The organism is Streptomyces acidicola (assembly GCF_009377235.1).
GTDB lineage: Bacteria > Actinomycetota > Actinomycetes > Streptomycetales > Streptomycetaceae > Streptomyces > Streptomyces acidicola.
Genome location: NZ_VMNX01000189.1, coordinates 1 through 18,320, shown reverse-complemented (window position 1 = coordinate 18,320; position 18,320 = coordinate 1). Strand labels below are relative to the sequence as shown.

Below are 18,320 nucleotides of genomic sequence, written 5' to 3'. Positions count from 1 at the left end.
CCCTTCCCTCCCTCCCCGCCGGTCCAGCAGCAGCCGCCCATACAGCAGCAGCCGCCCATACAGCCGCAGACGCAAGGACAGCCGCAGCAGACGCAACCGCAGCCCCAGCCGCAGCGACCGGCACCCGCGCGCATCGACCAGGTGCGCGCCGAGCTCGACGAGCTCAGTGACTACCTGCGTAAGCACGAGGGCGGCAGGTGAGCGGCGAGACAGGACGCGTCGTCGCGGGCCGCTACGAACTGTCCACGCTCATCGGCCAGGGCGGCATGGGCCAGGTCTGGACGGCCTACGACCAGCGCCTCGACCGCCGCGTTGCCGTCAAGTTGCTGCGCCCCGACAAGGTCGCGGGCCATGAGGCCGACGAGCTGCGCCGCCGCTTCCTCCGCGAGTGCCGGGTAACCGCACAGGTCGACCACCCCGGCCTGGTCACGGTCCACGACGCGGGCAGCGAGGGCGAGGAGCTGTTCCTCGTCATGCAGTACATCGACGGCGCCGACCTCTCCGACCACCTCGCCGAGCACGACCCGTACCCCTGGCAGTGGACCGTCTCGGTCGCCGCCCAGCTGTGCGCCGTACTGTCCGCCGTGCACGCCGTGCCGATCGTCCACCGCGACCTGAAGCCGCGGAACGTCATGGTCAAGCAGGACGGCACGGTCACCGTCCTCGACCTGGGCGTCGCCTCCGTGATGGACACGGACACCACCCGCCTGACACACACCGGCTCACCCATCGGCAGCCCCGCCTACATGGCCCCCGAGCAGGCGATGGGCGGCGCGGTCGGCCCGTACACCGACCTGTACGCGCTGGGCGTGCTCATGCACGAACTGCTCAGCGGAAACGTCCCGTTCGCGGGCTCCACGGCCCTCGGCGTCCTCCACCGCCACCTCTACGAGCCCCCGGTCCCGGTCCGCCGTCTGCGCCCCGAGGTGCCCGAACCCCTGGAGGCGCTCGTACTGCGCCTGCTGGCCAAGGACCCGCAGCACCGCCCGGAGTCCGCGCAGGAGACGTACGAGCAGCTCCTGCCGCTCCTCCCCGCGCGCGGGATGCCCACCGGCGCCCCGCTCGACCCCACCCGACCGTTCCTGCGCCCGCACGCGCCCTGGCCGGACCGCGCCCGCACACCCGCGCCGCAGCCCCAGGCCGCGCCCACCGTCGACAAGCCCGACGTCGCGGGCGCCGTCGACGAGGTCAAACGGCTCCTCGGCGAGGGCCGTATCACCCAGGCCGTCGACATCCTCGGCCAGATCCTCCCGGCCGCCGCCTCCCAGCACGGCGAGCACTCACCCGTCGTCCGCACCCTGCGCAAGCAGTACGCGGCGACCCTCATGGACGACGGCCAGTACCGCCGCGCCCTGCCCGAGCTGCGCCGCCTCGCCGACGAGCGGGCCAAGGAGGCGGGTCAGGCCGACCCGCAGTCCCTGCGCTTCCGCTACGACATCGCCCAGTGCCTGGAGCAGCTCGGCGAGGCGTCCGCCGCGCTCGCCGAGTACCGCTCCCTGCTGCCGTACTACGAGAACCAGTACGTGGCCGGCGACCCCGAGCTCTCCCTGGACGTCCGCCGCCGCATCGGCCACCTCCTCCTCGCCCTCGGCGACCGCGCCGCCGCCCGCGACACCCTGGCCCGCCTGGTGATCGACGTGGAACGGCTCAGGGGCCCCGGCCACCCGCTGGCCGGCGAGGTACGGCGGACCCTCCAGTGGCTGGGGCAGGTGCGCGGCTAGAGCTGAGAAAGCTTTGCGCCACCTTGGCGGAATCTTGTGGAGGCCGAGGTCGCGGGTTTCCCGAACCCAGAAAAGCCGCCGGTTAGGTTGCGAGCCGATGTGCGAGCCAGTGGGCGAGCGACGGTGCGAGCCGTCCGACGAACTCTCCGCATCGAACCGTCCAGCGCCAACAGGGGTGGGGTCACGCATGTCCAGCCATCGGCAGTCCAAGAAGCGCGGATACCTCACCTGGGCAGCGGCCGGCGCCGCCGTCGTCGCCGGAGCCGGCATCGCGGCGCAGACCTCGACGGCGGCCACGACATGGCCCGCGCAGCGCACGTACACCGGCCGCGCCTTCGACACCTGTGCCGCGCCCTCGCTGTCCGCGATGAAGGCCTGGCACACCGGTTTCTACGGAGCGGCGGCCGTCTACGTCGGCGGCAGGAACCGAGGCTGCGCCCAGCCCAACCTCACCGCCTCCTGGGTGAAGTCGGTCAGCTCCTTGGGCTGGAAACTCATCCCGATCTACGTCGGCGCCCAGCCGCCCTGCCAGTCCGGCTCCAACCCCGAGAAGCTCACCGCCTCCACCGCCGCCTCGCTCGGCGCCACCGACGCGGCGGACGCCGTGGCCAGGGCGTCGGCCCTCGGCATGAAGGCCGGCAGCCCGGTCCACCTCGACATGGAGTCGTACGACATCACGAACAAGTCCTGCAACGACGCGGTGCTGACATACGTCCGGGCCTTCGACAGAACCCTGCGCGACAAGACCTACCGGGCCGGCCTGTACGGCTTCACCAGCTCCGGCGCGAAGGCCGTCGCCGACGCGACCGACCGCACGGACCTGCCGGGCAACCTCTGGTACGCGCTGTGGGACAAGCAGAACACCACGACCGCGGACTGGCCGTTCCGCGCCACCCAGTGGACCGGTCACAGCAGGGGCCACCAGTACATGGTCAACAGCAAGGAGTCACGCGGCGGTTACACCATCACGGTGGACCGGGACGCCTGGGACGCGCCGGTGGCGATCACCGGCTGAGGAGCGGCCGGGCGGCGGTGCCCGAAGTCGTCGTGAATCGTTGGTCCTGGGGCCTCCCCTGCACAAAGTGCTTCACGAAGTACTTGGGGAAGGCTGGTCTGGAACACAGTCACTGCCTACCATCGATCACCGCAAGACCTTGTGCACCGTCGCACAATCTCCTCGGGAGGCCAACTTGCACCGCCGTCGTCGCACCGCCCTCGTCCTCTGCGCCACGATCGTCACCGCGGCGCCCCTCCTCACCGCCTGCGGGAACGACGCGCACCCCGGCGCGGCGGCCGTCGTCGGCGACCAGCGGATCACGGTCGCGCAACTGGAGAACCGGGTGAACGAGGTGCGCGCGGCACAGCGGGCCGCCACCCCGGACGACGCCCAGTACGAGCAGACCATCGCCCGGACGGGCGGCCTCACCCGCGACACCCTGCACAGCATGGTCCTCGACGAGGTCCTGAAGAAGGCGGTCGAGGACGCCGGAGTCGGCGTCACCCGCAAGGACATCCAGGCCTTCCGTACCTCCCTGGAGCGGCAGGTGGGCGGACCGAAGGCTCTGGAGACGACCTGGCTGCAGCAGTACGGCGTGGCCCCCCAGCGCCTCGACGACAGCCTCCGCACCGAGATCGAGGCCCAGAAGCTGGCCACCGCGCTCGGCGTCGACATGAACACCGACGCGGGCCAGGCCACCTTCTGGAAGGCACTCTCCGACGCCTCGAAGAAACTCGACGTCGACCTCAACCCGCGCTATGGCACCTGGGACGTCCAGAAGAGCAGCCGCGTGGACGCGAAGACACCGTGGGTACGGGAGATCACGGCACCTGCGCAGCCACAACCGGCGTAGCCCCGGCCGACGTAGCCCCGGCCGACGTAGCCACAGTCGGCGAAGCCCCAACCGGCGAAGCCACGGGACCGTGTCCGTTGTCGGGACGGTGACCAAACGGTTCACCAAGCCTGACAGCATCGCCCGCCCCGCCTGTGGATAACTTCGGGCGGCGACGGTGGCGTGGGTTACGTTCGATCTGTGAACCCAACCAGCCCAGACGGCGCCACCGGCCGCATCGTCCTCCTCACCACCAGCCACCGCGTAGCACCCGGCCTGCTCTCCTGGCCCGCATGGCAGGCGCTGCGCGGCGCGGACCGCGTCCTGTGCGCGGACGGCACGCACCCCCAGCTGCCGTACCTCCGGGAGGCGGGCATAGCGGTCGAGGAGGCGACCCCGAGCGCCCAGGAACTGGTAGACGCCTGCGTCGGCGGACACACCCTGGTCGTCGTGGCGACGGGCGAGGGCGAGCCGCACCTCACCGACGGCCTCGCCCGCCTCGCCGGCTCGGGCCGCGTGGCGATGCCCGAGCTGGAGCTGCTCCCCGCCTCGTACGACCTGCCGGGCGCCCGCCTCCTCGACCTCGTCCAGGTCATGGACCGCATCCGCGCCGAGTGCCCCTGGTCGTCCCAGCAGACCCACAAGGGCCTCGCGAAGTACGGCATCGAGGAGGCGTACGAGCTGGTGGAGGCGATCGAGGAGGGCGACCGGGACGAGCTCCGCGAGGAGCTGGGCGATGTCCTCCTCCAGGTCGTGTTCCACTCCCGCATAGCCGAGGAGGACCCGGACGCCCCCTTCTCCATCGACGACGTGGCCGCCGGCATCGTCACCAAGCTGATCCACCGCCACCCGCACGTCTTCGGCGACGAGACGGCGACCACCCCCGAGGAGGTCAAGGAGCACTGGCTGCGCACCAAGGCGGTCGAGAAGCAGCGCACCTCGGTCACGGAGGGCATCCCTCTCCACCAGCCCGGCCTGGCCCTCGCCGCGAAACTGGCGTCGCGCGTGCGCATGGCGGGACTTCAGGTGCCGCTGCCGAGGACCGGGGGCATCGGGTACGAGCTGCTCGCGCTGGCGGTGCGGGCCGAGACGGAGGGCGTCGATCCGGAGGCGGCGCTGCGGGCGGCGGCACGGGCCTATCGGGATGCCGTGCGGGAAGTGGAGGGCTGAGGGGTATCACACGGCGGTGAACCGCACCGGGAGGTCGCGCAGTCCACGCATGATGAGCCCACCTCGCCACCGCAGATCGGCCGGGTCCGCGGCGAGCCGGAGATCGGGCAGCCGGCGCAGCAGCGTCTCGATGGCGGTACGGCCTTCGAGGCGGGCCAGAGGTGCGCCGAGGCAGTAGTGGATGCCGTGGCCGTATCCGAGGTGCTGGTTGTCACGGCGGGAGAGGTCGAGCTGGTCCGGCTCGGCGAACCGTGCGGGGTCGCGGTCCGCGGCGGCGAGGACCACCAGTACCGGGTCGCCGGTGGCGATGGCCTGCCCGCCGATGGTGAGGGGTTCGGTGGCGAAGCGCCAGGTGGCCAGTTCGACGGGGCCGTCGTAGCGGAGCAGTTCCTCGATGCCGGTGTCGAGCAGTCCGGTTTCGCCGCGCTCGATCGACCCCTGGAGCAGGGCACGTTGCTCGGGGTTGCGCAGCAGCGCGTACATGCCATTGCCGATGAGGTTGATGGTGGTCTCGAAACCGGCGAACAGAAGCACGAAGCACATCGCGGCCGCTTCGTTCTCGGTGAGGTGTTCCCCGTGATCGGAGGCGCGGATGAGGTCGGAGATCAGGTCGTCGCCGAGGTGGCTGCGCTTGCGATGGATGAGTTCGGCCAGATAGCCACGGATCTTCTTGACGGAGCGGGCGACGCCACCGCGCGGCCCTCCTCCGTGCCGGATCATCATCCCGGCCCAGTCACGGAAGTCGTCCTGATCCTCGCGCGGGACGCCGAGCAGATCGCAGATCGCGTAGATGGGGAGAGGGAAGGCGAAGTCGTGGATGAGGTCGGCCTCGCCCTGTGGCGCGAATCGGTCGATGAGACCGTCTGCCAACTCCTGTACACGAGGCGAGAATTCGACCACACGACGGGGGGTGAACGCCTTGGAGACGAGGCGGCGCAGCCGAGTGTGGTCCGGCGGGTCGATGTTCAGCAGATGCGCCATGAGATTGGCGTTGCGTTCCCCGGGTATGCCGGTCCTGCTCTTGCCCTGTGCGTCCTCGGCGTGATGCTCGGGGTTCTTCGACAGCCTGCCGTCCGCGAGGGCCTGACGCGCATCGGAATAGCGAGTCACCAGCCATGCCTCGACCCCGCTCGGCAGTTTCGTCCAGTGCACGGGGGAGTGCTCGCGCAGCCACGCGTAGGCCGGGTACGGGTCGGTGGCGAACTCCCAGGTGAAGAGTTCGGGGGCGGTGTTCGGGACGTTCACACGATGACCGTATAGGGAGCCGGTTCCTGCACGCGCTGCTGAACTGCGGGGCACCGGCCGGCATCGTTCAAGGCGAGCACATGATGCAAGACGCGCATGTGGTTCAAGAGGGGTTTCGGCCCGGTTTGCTGAACCACCTGAACCTGCTGACCATCCTGAACCTCCGCGGAAGCGGCACAGGCCCGGCGTCAGCCACGTGTCCTGCCCCGCAGTCCTGCTCCCTCCTGCCCCCTGTCCTGTCCCTCGCCGAGGTCACCGCGCGGATCACACCGGAACCTGTCGAGGTGACACACCCGAAACGCTGTGATCTTCACGTGATCTGCGCGGCATGAACTTGTGACAAGCCGAAGACTGCCGATACGTTCACCGGGCAGCGTGACGCCCCGCACCATCCGTCGCGCCGGTCACCTCTGTCTCGCGAAAGGTCCCCCCATGCTCTCCGGGAACGGTCGTCACCGGCGCCCCCGTCAGGCTCCGGCTCTTCTCGTCGCGGCTGGCGTGACCGGTTCCGCCATCGCCATCCCGCTCCTCGGCGCCACGGGGGCCAGTGCCGCCGACAACACCGTGTGGGACAGCGTGGCCGAGTGCGAGAGCGGCGGCTCCTGGAGTGCCGACACGGGCAACGGGCGCTTCGGTGGGCTGCAGTTGACCCAGGGCGACTGGGAGGAATACGGCGGCCTCGACTACGCCGTCAGCCCCGATCTGGCGAGCCGTTCCCAGCAGATCGCCGTCGCCCAGAAGATCCTGGAGGACCAGGGCGTCGGTGCGTGGCGGACCTGCGGACTGCTCCACGGGCTCACCGAGGAGTCCGGCTCGGTCTCCATCGACACCGGCGTGGCCGGCGACTCGTCCTCCGATGGATCGGGATCATCCGGTTCATCCGGATTGTCCAAGTCACCCAAGGTGTCCGAGTCGTCCGACTCATCTGGCTCGTCCGGCTCCCGCGGTTCATCGGGCTCGTCGTCCGAATCCTCCCCGGATCCGTCGTCGTCGCCGTCCGCGTCCGCCTCGGCGGACAGTTCCGCGAAGCCCGGCACGCCCGCCGGTTCCGACGCCAGTGCTTCACGGTCGCCCGACAGCTCGCCCATAGAAGACCCCGAGGGCGACTCGGACAAGTCGGAGCAAAAGGTGGGCTCTTGGAGTCTCGTCGACACGGGCGCGGTCGACTCCGGCTCGGTCGAAGCCGGGGCGGTCGACACCGGCACGGGCGGAGCCGGTGCGGGCGGTGCCGGCCGTCACCGCGGTGCCAGCGCCGACGAGGCCGCGGTCGACAGTGTCAAAGCCTCGTCCGGTCGCCACGCGTACACCGTCCGCCATGGCGACACCCTCGAGTCCATCGCCGACTCCCTTGGCCTCGACGGCGGATGGCGTGCCCTGTACGACGCGAACAGGCAGGCCATCGGCGCCGACGCGGACAACATCGTCCCCGGTCGGACCCTGGAGCTCCCTGCCGAATAGGCCGAATAGGGCGCGGAATAGCGGAAGTTCACGTACCGGTTCGCCACTGAATGTCCGATTTAAACGCAGTGAGAGATAGATCTCAGAAGCCCTGATCGTCTTTGAAATTCCGCGAATCGCGGGTCTACGGTCAAGACCGCTCGCCACCGCGGGCCCCGGCTGCCGCAACGCCGAATCCTGCCAGCGGCCGCCCGGGAACAGTCGTCGCGTCAAGCGCCGCAGGCAGGAGCGGGGGACCCAAGGTAGGCGCCGGGCCCGGGAGTTGGGAGACGACCGGGGACGGCTTGGGGTGAAGTCGTGCGGAAGCGGCAGCGGAAGTCATCCGCAGCCAGCCGCGCGGCCGGGCAACTCAACCGGCCCGAACCCGACAGCTCACCTCGCAGGCGTCGGTGAGGGGATCACTCCATGCTGTCTTCGTGCAAGGGCAAGCACCGTCGTCCGTCCAAGGCCAGCCGTATCGCCGCGTTCGCCGGCGTCACCGGCGCCGCCATAGCCGCCCCGCTGCTCGCGACCGGCACCGCCTCCGCCGCCACCGGCTCCGAGTGGGACGCCGTCGCCCAGTGCGAGTCCGGCGGCAACTGGTCCATCAACACCGGCAACGGGTACTACGGCGGTCTGCAGTTCTCCGCCTCCACCTGGGCCGCGTACGGCGGTACGAAGTACGCCGCCAGCGCCGACCAGGCCGGCAAGGCCCAGCAGATCGAGATCGCCGAGAAGGTCCTCGCGAGCCAGGGCAAGGGCGCCTGGCCGACCTGCGGCACGGGTCTGTCCAGCGCCGCGTACGACGGCGGCGGCGCCTCCTCGGGCTCCGGCTCCTCCTCGAACTCGGGCTCCACCTCGGGCTCCGGCTCGTCCTCCGACTCGGGCTCGTCCTCGAACTCCGGCTCCGCCGAGCAGAGCACCAAGAGCTCCGGCGGCCAGGAGCACCGCGCCTCGCGTTCCTCGGAGCGGGCCACCGTCGAGACCCCGACCGGCAAGAAGGTCAAGAAGGGCGACGGCGAGTACAAGGTCGTCAAGGGCGACACCCTCAGCGGCATCGCCGAGAAGGAGAAGGTCAAGGGCGGCTGGCAGAAGCTCTTCAAGCTCAACAAGGGCATCATCGACGAGGCCGACCTCATCTATCCCGGCCAGCAGCTGCACCTGCGCTGAGAACAGGCGCGTTCACAGCTGAACCGCAGCGCCCTCACATTCGTGTCCATCATGGTGGAGGCCTCGTGAGGGCCCCCGCCCCCACGGGCTCCCCGCCCCGGTGCGTGTTCCCCCGTACGCACCGGGGCGGGGTTTTTCGTGCCCACGTGCACACCAGGGCGGCGTCTTTTGCGCCCCCTGTTTTGTTCAGTTCAGGAACAATTTACTCTCGGTTTGGTCCACCGGGTGGGCGGGAGACTGGCTGATCGCCCGGAGCCGGTTAGGCTCATCCCGCAGGGCTACCACGGCCCGCGTAACGCGTCACATCCAGAAGGAGATGCTCGTGCCGTCCATCGACGTCGTCGTAGCCCGGGAAATCCTGGACTCCCGAGGCAACCCCACGGTCGAGGTCGAGGTCGGCCTCGACGACGGCAGCACCGGTCGTGCCGCCGTCCCGTCCGGCGCCTCCACGGGCGCCTTCGAGGCCATCGAGCTCCGCGACGGCGACTCGAACCGCTACCTCGGCAAGGGCGTCGAGAAGGCCGTCCTGGCCGTGATCGAGCAGATCGGTCCGGAGCTGGTCGGCTACGACGCCACCGAGCAGCGCCTGATCGACCAGGCGATGTTCGACCTGGACGCCACCGACAACAAGGGCTCGCTCGGCGCCAACGCCATCCTCGGCGTCTCCCTCGCCGTAGCCCACGCCGCCTCCGAGGCGTCCGACCTGCCCCTCTTCCGTTACCTGGGCGGTCCGAACGCGCACCTGCTGCCGGTGCCGATGATGAACATCCTGAACGGCGGCTCGCACGCCGACTCCAACGTGGACATCCAGGAGTTCATGATCGCCCCGATCGGTGCGGAGACCTTCTCCGAGGCCCTGCGCTGGGGCGCCGAGATCTACCACACCCTGAAGAAGGTCCTGAAGAGCAAGGGCCTGGCCACCGGCCTCGGCGACGAGGGCGGCTTCGCCCCGAACCTCGGCTCCAACCGCGAGGCCCTCGACCTCATCCTCGAGGCGATCAAGGAGGCCGGCTACACCCCCGGCGAGCAGATCGCCCTCGCGCTCGACGTCGCCGCCTCCGAGTTCTACAAGGACGGCTCCTACGTCTTCGAGGGCAAGACGCGCTCCGCCGCCGAGATGACGGACTACTACGCGGAGCTGGTCGAGGCCTACCCGCTGGTCTCCATCGAGGATCCGCTGTTCGAGGACGACTGGGACGGCTGGAAGACCATCACCGACAAGCTCGGTGACAAGGTCCAGCTCGTCGGCGACGACCTTTTCGTCACCAACCCCGAGCGCCTGGCCCGCGGTATCGACGAGGGCGCGGCCAACGCCCTGCTGGTGAAGGTGAACCAGATCGGCTCGCTCACCGAGACCCTGGACGCCGTCGAGATGGCCCAGCGCAACGGCTTCAAGTGCATGATGTCCCACCGCTCCGGTGAGACGGAGGACGTCACCATCGCCGACCTGGCCGTCGCCACCAACTGCGGCCAGATCAAGACCGGCGCCCCGGCCCGCTCCGAGCGCGTCGCCAAGTACAACCAGCTGCTGCGCATCGAGGAGATCCTCGACGACGCGGCGGTGTACGCGGGCCGCAGCGCCTTCCCCCGCTTCAAGGGCTGATCAAGGGCTGAGCCGCCCAGGAGCAAGGCTTGGCCAGTCGTCCGTACGTCCCCGTGCCCGGTCCCGTACCGTGTGCGGGGACGTACGCACGTAGAAAGCACGCAGGCAAGCGGAGGCGGAGAGGCTGAATGGCCGTCAAGGACCGGGACCGTTTCTCCACCGCGACCAGGCTGCGACTGCTCGGCGAGCAGACGGCGGCCCGTGTCTACCGCTCCCAGACCAGACGCCAGGCCCGCCGCTCCCGGCTGACCGGGCGGGCCGCCCTGCTCGCGCTCGTGCTCTGCTCGCTGGTCGTGGCGCTGGCGTACCCGATAAGGCAGTACGTTTCCCAGCGCGCCGAGATCGCCGAGCTGGAGCAGCGACGGGACGAGGCCCGCGAGCGGGTCGAGCAGCTGCGCGACCTCAAGGCGCGCTGGCAGGACGACGCGTACGCCGAGCAGCAGATCCGGCAGCGGCTGCACTATGTGATGCCCGGCGAGACCGGGTACATCGTGATCGACCCGGACGCGGCCAAGCAGTCGCGTACGACGCAGGGGGCGGCCGATCGTCCCTGGTACGCCAATGTCTGGGACGGGGTCGACAAGGCCGACGCCGCCGACCGTTAAGACTTGACGAGAGAGACCTCAGAAGCAGGCATGGAAACACCCCCGCCTTCCACCCCGCGCACCGAGCCGACCGACGCGGACGTGGCGGCCTTCAAGCAGCAGCTCGGCCGTCCGCCGCGCGGACTGCGCGCGATCGCGCACCGTTGCCCGTGCGGGCAGCCCGACGTGGTCGAGACGGCGCCTCGGCTGCCGGACGGTACGCCGTTCCCGACGACGTACTACCTGACGTGTCCGCGTGCCGCCTCCGCGATCGGCACGCTGGAGGCGAACGGGGTGATGAAGGAGATGACGGAGCGGCTGGGCACGGACCCCGAGCTGGCCGCCGCGTACCGCTCCGCGCACGAGGACTACATCCGTCGCCGTGACGAGATCGAGGAGCTGAAGGGCTTCCCGAGCGCCGGAGGCATGCCGGACCGGGTGAAGTGCCTGCACGTGCTCGTGGCGCACTCGCTGGCGGCAGGGCCGGGGGTCAACCCCTTGGGTGACGAGGCGATCGCCATGCTGCCCGAGTGGTGGCGCAAGGGCCCGTGTGTGACGGCCACGGAGGAGGACAGCCAGTGACGCGCGTCGCCGCCATCGACTGCGGTACGAACTCGATCCGGCTGCTGGTCGCCGAGGCGAGCCCCGAGACCGGTGAACTCGTCGAGCTCGACCGCCGTATGACGATCGTCCGGCTCGGCCAGGGCGTCGACCGCACCGGCCGGCTCGCCCCCGAGGCGCTGGAGCGGACCTTCGCCGCCTGCCGCGCGTACGCGGCCGTCATCAAGGAGCACGGCGCCGAGCACCTGCGCTTCGTCGCCACCTCCGCCTCCCGGGACGCCGAGAACCGGGACGAGTTCGTGCGCGGGGTGCTCGACATCCTCGGCGTCGAACCCGTGGTCGTCACCGGCGACCAGGAGGCGGAGTTCTCCTTCACCGGGGCCACCAGGGAACTGGCGGGCAGGCAGGACCTGCACCGGCCGTTCCTGGTCGTGGACATCGGCGGCGGGTCGACCGAGTTCGTCGTAGGGGACGCCCATGTGTGCGCGGCGCGCTCCGTCGACGTGGGCTGCGTGCGGATGACCGAGCGGCACCTGGTGCACGGCGGGGTGGTGAGCGACCCGCCCTCCGAGGAGCAGATCGCGGCCATGCGGGCCGACATCGAGGCGGCCCTCGACCTCGCCGAGGAGACGGTGCCGCTGCGCGAGGCGCGCACCCTGGTCGGGCTGGCGGGGTCCGTGACGACGGTGTCGGCGATCGCGCAGGACCTGCCCGCGTACGACTCGGCCGCCATCCACCACTCCCGGGTCTCCCACGGCCGGGTCCGCGAGATCACCGAGTGGCTGCTGCGCTCCACGCATGCCGAGCGCGCGGCGGTTCCGTCCATGCATCCGGGACGGGTGGACGTGATCGGTGCGGGCGCGCTCGTCCTGCTGTCGATCATGGAGCGGATCGGCGCGGAGGAGGTCGTGGTCAGCGAGCACGACATCCTCGACGGCATCGCCTTCAAGGCGGCGGAGGACGCGGAGCCGAAGGCTCTGCTGAGCAGGTCGGACACCGTATGAGCGTCGTCGAGGGGTGCGCCGGAGCGCGGACACAGCCCCAGGTGACGCACCGCCGAAAAACTTCGTGAAGTTCTTCACAAGGAATTGTCCCCTGTAGGGCGAGGAAGGGGGTCCGGCCGCCCCGTCCCGGGGTTGAGCGGGCCCCTGAACGTGTTCAGAAAGGGTGTCCTCCGACTCTCCGAGGGGAGTCGCTGAGGGGCGGACGGGGCGGCTCGCAAGGGGCCGCTCGGCCCGGATGGGCAGCTCACGCGGCATTGACAACGGTCCGCCCCACACGGTGGTTCCCCCGCCGGGTCATGATCTGTGTCACGCGGGTCGCGGAGTGTAGCACAGGGGCTGGTCAAGCTTGTGAAGGGGCGCACGAGCACCCCCCTGGGGGCGGGTACATACTCGATGCCATGAGCACCACGGAGCGTCCCAGGATCCTCGTAGTAGGCGGTGGGTACGTAGGCCTGTACGCAGCTCGGCGCATCCTCAAGAAGATGCGCTACGGAGAGGCGACCGTCACGGTCGTCGACCCCCGGTCGTACATGACCTACCAGCCCTTCCTTCCCGAAGCCGCCGCCGGAAGCATCTCGCCTCGCCACGTCGTCGTCCCGCTGCGACGCGTGCTGCCGAAGGCCGAGGTCCTCACCGGCCGGGTCACCAGCATCGACCAGGACCGCAAGGTCGCACGCGTTGCCCCGCTGGTCGGTGAGGCGTACGAACTGCCCTTCGACTACCTGGTCGTCGCGATGGGCGCGATCTCCCGGACCTTCCCGATCCCCGGCCTCGCCGAGCAGGGCATCGGCATGAAGGGCATCGAGGAGTCCATCGGCCTGCGCAACCACGTTCTGGAGCAGCTCGACAAGGCCGACTCCACCAACGACGAGGAGATCCGCCGCAAGGCGCTCACCTTCGTCTTCATCGGCGGTGGCTTCGCCGGTGCGGAGACCATCGGCGAGGTCGAGGACATGGCCCGGGACGCGGCCAAGTACTACAAGAGCGTCTCCCGCGAGGACATGCGGTTCGTCCTCGTCGACGCCGCCGACAAGATCCTCCCCGAGGTCGGCCCCAAGCTCGGCCAGTACGGCAGGGAGCACCTGGAGAGCCGCGGGGTCGAGATCTACCTCTCCACCTCCATGGACTCCTGTGTCGACGGACACGTGGTGCTGAAGAACGGACTTGAGGTCGACTCCAACACGATCGTGTGGACGGCCGGCGTCAAGCCGAACCCGGTGCTCTCGCGCTTCGGCCTCCCTCTCGGCCCGCGCGGTCACGTGGACTGCGCGCCCACCCTCCAGGTCACGGGCACGGACTACATCTGGGCCGCCGGTGACAACGCCCAGGTGCCGGACGTCGCCGCCCGCAAGGCCGGCGTGGAGAACGCCTGGTGCCCGCCGAACGCCCAGCACGCGCTGCGTCAGGCGAAGGTCCTCGGCGACAACGTGGTCTCCGGTATGCGGGGCTTCCCGCAGAAGGAGTACAGCCACGCCAACAAGGGCGCGGTGGCGGGTCTCGGCCTCCACAAGGGCGTCGCGATGATCGTCATGGGCAAGATGAAGATCAAGGTCAAGGGCCGTCTCGCCTGGTACATGCACCGTGGCTACCACGGTCTGGCCATGCCGACCTGGAACCGCAAGATCCGCGTCTTCGCCGACTGGACGCTCGCCATGTTCCTCAAGCGCGAGGTCGTCTCCCTCGGCGCCATGGAGAACCCGCGCGACGAGTTCTACGAGGCCGCGAAGCCCGCTCCCGCGCAGGCCGTGAGGAGCGAGAACGCACCGGAGAAGGCCAAGGCCTCCTGACCTCCGGGCCAAGGCCTCCTGACCTCCGGTCAACAGCACGCCCCGAAGGGGCCGTCCGCCATCCGTGGTGCGGGCGGCCCCTTCGGCGTTGCGGAACCGGAGAAGCCCCGGCGTCGGCGTAAACGTTTTGCACACCTGTAACGCTGATGGGGGACTGCGACCCACCCCCGCAGGTGTTTACGTGGTGTTGGACATTCCGGGATCGATCGTCACGGAGGTGTGCGCCATGGCCGACGCCGCGTCGCGGCTGAGCAGATTCGCAGAACAGGTGCTGGGGGTTCCGCTCCCGGTGCGTATCCGAGCTTGGGACGGTTCGCAGGCAGGGCCCCCCGGCGCACCGACCCTCGTCGTACGCAACCGCCGCGCCCTGCGCCGGCTGCTGTGGAAACCGGGCGAGCTGGGCCTGGCACGGGCCTGGGTCGCCGGAGACCTGGACATCGACGGAGACCTCTACGCCACGCTCGACCTGCTGGCGGGTCTCCTGTGGGAGCGCGCGGAGGACGCCCGGGGGCTCGGGGGAGCCCTGCGCGACCCCGAGGTGCGCGCCGCCGTCCGCGGCCTCGTCAGGATGGCCGGACCGCCGCTGCCGCCCGCTCCGCCCCGCGAGGAGGTCCGAACCGGCCGCCATCGGCACACCAGGCGCACCGACCGACGCGCCATCAGCCATCACTACGACGTGGGAAACGACTTCTACGAGCTCGTCCTCGGCCCGTCGATGGTCTACTCGTGCGCCTACTGGGACTCCCCGGACGGCACCCTCGAAGCCGCGCAAGCGGACAAGCTCGACCTCATCTGCCGCAAGCTCGGCCTGACGTCCGGCACCCGGCTTCTCGACGTCGGCTGCGGCTGGGGCTCCATGGCCATCCACGCGGCCCGCGAGTACGGCGCACACGTCGTCGGCGTCACCCTCTCCCAGGAACAGGCCGCGTACGCCCGCAAGCGCGTCGCCGACGAGGGACTCACCGATCGGGTCGAGATCCGGGTTCAGGACTACCGGGACGTCACGGACGGCCCGTTCGACGCGATCTCCTCCATCGGCATGGCGGAACACGTCGGCGCCGAGCGCTACCTGGAGTACGCCGACCGGCTGTACGGACTGCTGGAGCCCGGCGGCCGGCTCCTCAACCACCAGATCGCCCGCCGTCCGCAGCGCAACGAATCGGCGTACACCGTCGACGAGTTCATCGACGCCTATGTCTTCCCGGACGGTGAGCTCGCGCCCATCGGCACCACGGTCACCCAGCTGGAGCGGGCCGGGTTCGAGGTGCGCGACGTCGAGTCGATCCGCGAGCACTACGCGCTCACCCTGCGCCACTGGGTCGCCAACCTGGAGGCCGGCTGGCCCCGCGCGGTCCGGCTCACCAGCCCCGGCCGCGCCCGCGTCTGGCGCCTCTACATGGCGGCCTCCGCGCTGTCCTTCGAGCGCAACCGGATCGGCGTCAACCAGGTCCTGGCGGTCCGCACCCCGGAGACGGGCGACTCGCGGATGCCGCTGCGGTCCCGTACGTGGGGGTCGTGACGGTGCGTACGTGAAGGTGCGTGCGTGAAGGTGCGTGCGTGAAGGTGCGTGCGTGAAGGGGCGTGCGTGAAGGGGCCCCGTCCCGGCTGGTGCGGAACGGGGCCCCGGTCACGTACAACTACTCCGACTTGATCGCCGCCAGCATGTTGAGCCGGGCCGCGCGGCGGGCCGGCCAGAGGGCCGCCAGGACGCCGACCGTGGCCGCGAGGAGCAGGAAGAGGGCCATCCGGGCCCAGGGCAGGACCAGTTCGTACGTCGCCATCCTGGTGCCCAGCAGCTCACCGGCCGCCCAGCCGAAGAACACGCCGAGGCCGATGCCGAGCACGCCGCCGAAGAGCGAGATCACCAGCGACTCCAGGCGGACCATGCGCTTGATCCCCTTGCGGTCGAGGCCGATCGCGCGCAGCATCCCGATCTCCTGGGAGCGTTCGAAGACCGACATGGCCAGGGTGTTGATGACCCCGAGGACGGCGACGAGGACCGCCATGGCGAGCAGACCGTAGACCATGTTCAGGATCAGCGTGAACATCTGCGCGATGCCGTTGGAGATGTCCTTCTTGTCCTGGACCCGGATGGCCGGGTTGCTGCCGAGGGCCTTCTCCAGCCGGTCCTTCGTCGCGGCGGACGCTCCGTCGGACGTCTTCACCATGACCTGCATGTCGGTGGGGTTCGACTGGTGCGGGGAGAGCGTGCCGAGGTCGAGCATGATGCCGCGCATCATCTCGTTGGCCTCGTAGATCCCGGCGACCGTCAGCTGCTGCTTCTTGCCGTCCTCGTAGGAGACCGTGAAGTCCGAACCGGCCTTCCAGCCGTGCCGCTCGGCGGTGTCGCCGTCCACGACGACCCGGCTGCCGCCGACCTCGAAGGCACCGTCGTCGACCTTGAGGTCGGTGAGCTTCCCGATCGTGCTGCCCTTGACGCCGGTCAGGTACTCGGTCTCGCCGTCGATGCGGGAGGGCGCGTTGCGCAGCGGGCTGGTGGCGGTGACGTAGCCGGTGTCGGCGAGCTTCTTCTCGACGTCGGGCGAGAGGAAGGGCCCGTTCGCCATCGACACGACGTAGTCGGCCTTGATCGCCGACGCGGCCATCTTGTCGATGGACGTCTGCAGGCTGCCCGCCATCACCGTCATGCCCGTGATGAGGGTGAGACCGATCATCAGCGCGGAGGCCGTGGCGGCGGTACGGCGCGGGTTGCGGACCGAGTTCTGGCGGGCCAGCTTGCCGGAGATCCCGAAGACGCGCAGCACGGGGGACGCGGTCGCGATGACCGGACGGGAGAGGAGCGGCGTGAGGACGAAGACACCGATGATCAGCAGGACGGCACCCAGACCCATCGGGGCCTGACCGTCCGTGCCCTCCATGGTCGTCGCGGCCAGTACGACGGCGATGCCCGCGGCGGAGAACAGGGCGCCGATCGTGTTGCGCAGCACCAGCGACTTGGTGGTCGCCTTGGCGTGCACGCTGCTCATCGCCGCGACCGGCGGGATCTTCGCGGCACGGCGGCCGGGCAGCCAGGCGGCCAGCATCGTGATGAGGATGCCGACGGCGAGCGCGGCGCCGACCGTGCCCGAGGTGATGATCAGCGGCCCGTCCGGGACGGTGCCGCCGAGCGAGCCCACGAGGGAGCGCAGGCCGGCACCGATGCCGACGCCGGCGACGAGACCGGTGACTGCGGCGACCGTGCCGACGACGAAGGCCTCGATGAGCACGGAGCGGGTGACCTGCCGACGGGATGCGCCGACCGCGCGGAGCAGCGCGAGCTCCTTGGTGCGCTGGGCGACCAGCATGCTGAAGGTGTTGGCGATGATGAACGTGCCGACGAAGAGGCTGATGCCGGCGAAGACCAGCAGGCCCTGCCGCAGACCGCTCATCGAGTCGGCGATCGTCTCGGCCTGGTCGTCGGCGAGTTGCCTGCCGGTGGTGGTCTCGGTCGTGTCCTTGGGGAGCGCCTTGTCGAGCGCGGCCTTGAGCTGCGCCTGGCTGGTGCCGGCCGCCGCCTTCACGTCGATCTCGTCGTACGTGCCCTTCTTGCCGAAGAGCTGCTGGGCGGTGGCGGTGTCGAAGAGGGCGAGGCTGCCGCCCGCGGAGACGTTGCCGTCGTCCGTGGTGAAGATCGCGCTGATCGTGGGGGTGAGGACCGGGCCGTTCACGGAGAGGCGGACCGTGTCGCCGACCTTGTAACCGGCGCGGGCGGCGGTCTCGGAGTCGATGGCGACCTGTCCGCTGCCGCTCGGGGCACGCCCGGACGCGAGGGGGTACCGGGCGTCCTTGTCCCCCCAGTAGTTGCCGCCCCGGGACTGGAAGCCGCCGCCCACGAGCTTGCCGTCCTTGTCGGCGATGGCGGTGAAGCCGGAGACGACACCGACGGCCGACGCGGCGCCCGGGGTCTGCTCGGCCTTGTCGAGGAGGTCCTGGGTGAGCTCGGCGGACTTGCCCACCTTGTCGCCCTCGCCCTCCCGGTACTTGGGCGCGACGGCGACGTCGACGTGGTCGAAGCCCTTCGCCGAACTCTTCTGATACGCCTCCGAGATGGTGTTCGTGAAGACCAGCGTGCCCGACACGAACGCCACGCCGAGCATCACGGCGAGCACGGTCATCAACAGCCGGGCCTTGTGCGCGAACACGTTGCGCAGGGCGGTACGGAACATGGGGTTCTCTGTCCAGGGTTGGGGTTGGGGTGAAGGCTGGGGG

Annotated in this window: 14 protein-coding genes, 1 pseudogene and 1 riboswitch; of the genes and pseudogenes, 13 read left to right on the top strand and 2 right to left on the bottom strand. The window is 70.0% G+C overall.

All coding sequences use genetic code 11. The annotated features are described in order from the left end of the window. The 5 genes and pseudogenes from FPZ41_RS48905 to FPZ41_RS34340 all read left to right on the top strand — a co-directional run. Positions 1 to 201, top strand: a pseudogene (locus tag FPZ41_RS48905) (hypothetical protein); the annotation flags it as partial. Positions 202 to 239: 38 nt separating this feature from the next. Beyond that, positions 240 to 1,721, top strand: a complete 1,482-nt coding sequence (locus FPZ41_RS34355) for a serine/threonine-protein kinase (protein WP_152867500.1) — start codon at positions 240 to 242, stop codon at positions 1,719 to 1,721. A gap of 187 nt (positions 1,722 to 1,908) precedes the next feature. Then, on the top strand, positions 1,909 to 2,736 hold the full coding sequence (locus tag FPZ41_RS34350; protein WP_152867496.1) for a glycoside hydrolase domain-containing protein: 828 nt from the start codon (positions 1,909 to 1,911) through the stop codon (positions 2,734 to 2,736). A gap of 175 nt (positions 2,737 to 2,911) precedes the next feature. After that, a complete protein-coding gene (locus tag FPZ41_RS34345) occupies positions 2,912 to 3,571 on the top strand; it encodes a SurA N-terminal domain-containing protein (RefSeq protein WP_152867495.1) in 660 nt (219 codons plus the stop codon). A 180-nt stretch (positions 3,572 to 3,751) separates the two neighbouring features. Beyond that, positions 3,752 to 4,720: a nucleoside triphosphate pyrophosphohydrolase gene (locus FPZ41_RS34340; protein WP_322621085.1), complete on the top strand. Its 969-nt coding sequence runs from the start codon at positions 3,752 to 3,754 to the stop codon at positions 4,718 to 4,720. A 6-nt stretch (positions 4,721 to 4,726) separates the two neighbouring features. Here the strand turns inward: FPZ41_RS34340 and FPZ41_RS34335 are convergent, their stop codons facing one another. Next, the gene (locus tag FPZ41_RS34335) at positions 4,727 to 5,965 is read right to left on the bottom strand and encodes a cytochrome P450 family protein (RefSeq protein WP_322621084.1); all 1,239 of its coding nucleotides are present in this window, start codon (positions 5,963 to 5,965) and stop codon (positions 4,727 to 4,729) included. A 432-nt stretch (positions 5,966 to 6,397) separates the two neighbouring features. On the opposite strand from FPZ41_RS34335, the gene FPZ41_RS34330 reads away from it, so the two are divergent. From FPZ41_RS34330 to FPZ41_RS34295, 8 genes are all read left to right on the top strand, one after another. Then, a complete protein-coding gene (locus tag FPZ41_RS34330) occupies positions 6,398 to 7,423 on the top strand; it encodes a LysM peptidoglycan-binding domain-containing protein (RefSeq protein ID WP_152867493.1) in 1,026 nt (341 codons plus the stop codon). Positions 7,424 to 7,627: 204 nt separating this feature from the next. Continuing rightward, positions 7,628 to 7,824, top strand: a riboswitch (cyclic di-AMP (ydaO/yuaA leader). A gap of 4 nt (positions 7,825 to 7,828) precedes the next feature. Next, the gene (locus FPZ41_RS34325; RefSeq protein WP_152867492.1) at positions 7,829 to 8,572 is read left to right on the top strand and encodes a LysM peptidoglycan-binding domain-containing protein; all 744 of its coding nucleotides are present in this window, start codon (positions 7,829 to 7,831) and stop codon (positions 8,570 to 8,572) included. Positions 8,573 to 8,894: 322 nt separating this feature from the next. Next, on the top strand, positions 8,895 to 10,175 hold the full coding sequence (gene eno / locus FPZ41_RS34320) for a phosphopyruvate hydratase (RefSeq protein WP_131566403.1): 1,281 nt from the start codon (positions 8,895 to 8,897) through the stop codon (positions 10,173 to 10,175). A 128-nt stretch (positions 10,176 to 10,303) separates the two neighbouring features. Then, on the top strand, positions 10,304 to 10,780 hold the full coding sequence (locus tag FPZ41_RS34315; protein WP_152867490.1) for an FtsB family cell division protein: 477 nt from the start codon (positions 10,304 to 10,306) through the stop codon (positions 10,778 to 10,780). A 30-nt stretch (positions 10,781 to 10,810) separates the two neighbouring features. Beyond that, positions 10,811 to 11,341, top strand: coding sequence for a DUF501 domain-containing protein (locus FPZ41_RS34310; RefSeq protein ID WP_152867489.1), 531 nt, complete (start codon positions 10,811 to 10,813; stop codon positions 11,339 to 11,341). Then, positions 11,338 to 12,324, top strand: a complete 987-nt coding sequence (locus FPZ41_RS34305; RefSeq protein WP_322621083.1) for a Ppx/GppA phosphatase family protein — start codon at positions 11,338 to 11,340, stop codon at positions 12,322 to 12,324. Before FPZ41_RS34310 ends, FPZ41_RS34305 begins: the two co-directional genes overlap by 4 nt. A gap of 398 nt (positions 12,325 to 12,722) precedes the next feature. After that, positions 12,723 to 14,111, top strand: coding sequence for an NAD(P)/FAD-dependent oxidoreductase (locus FPZ41_RS34300; RefSeq protein WP_152867488.1), 1,389 nt, complete (start codon positions 12,723 to 12,725; stop codon positions 14,109 to 14,111). A gap of 226 nt (positions 14,112 to 14,337) precedes the next feature. Continuing rightward, a complete protein-coding gene (locus FPZ41_RS34295; RefSeq protein WP_152867497.1) occupies positions 14,338 to 15,630 on the top strand; it encodes a class I SAM-dependent methyltransferase in 1,293 nt (430 codons plus the stop codon). Positions 15,631 to 15,748: 118 nt separating this feature from the next. Here FPZ41_RS34295 and FPZ41_RS34290 read toward each other — a convergent pair whose 3' ends face one another. Then, the gene (locus tag FPZ41_RS34290) at positions 15,749 to 18,277 is read right to left on the bottom strand and encodes an ABC transporter permease (RefSeq protein ID WP_152867487.1); all 2,529 of its coding nucleotides are present in this window, start codon (positions 18,275 to 18,277) and stop codon (positions 15,749 to 15,751) included. Positions 18,278 to 18,320: the final 43 nt, after the last annotated feature.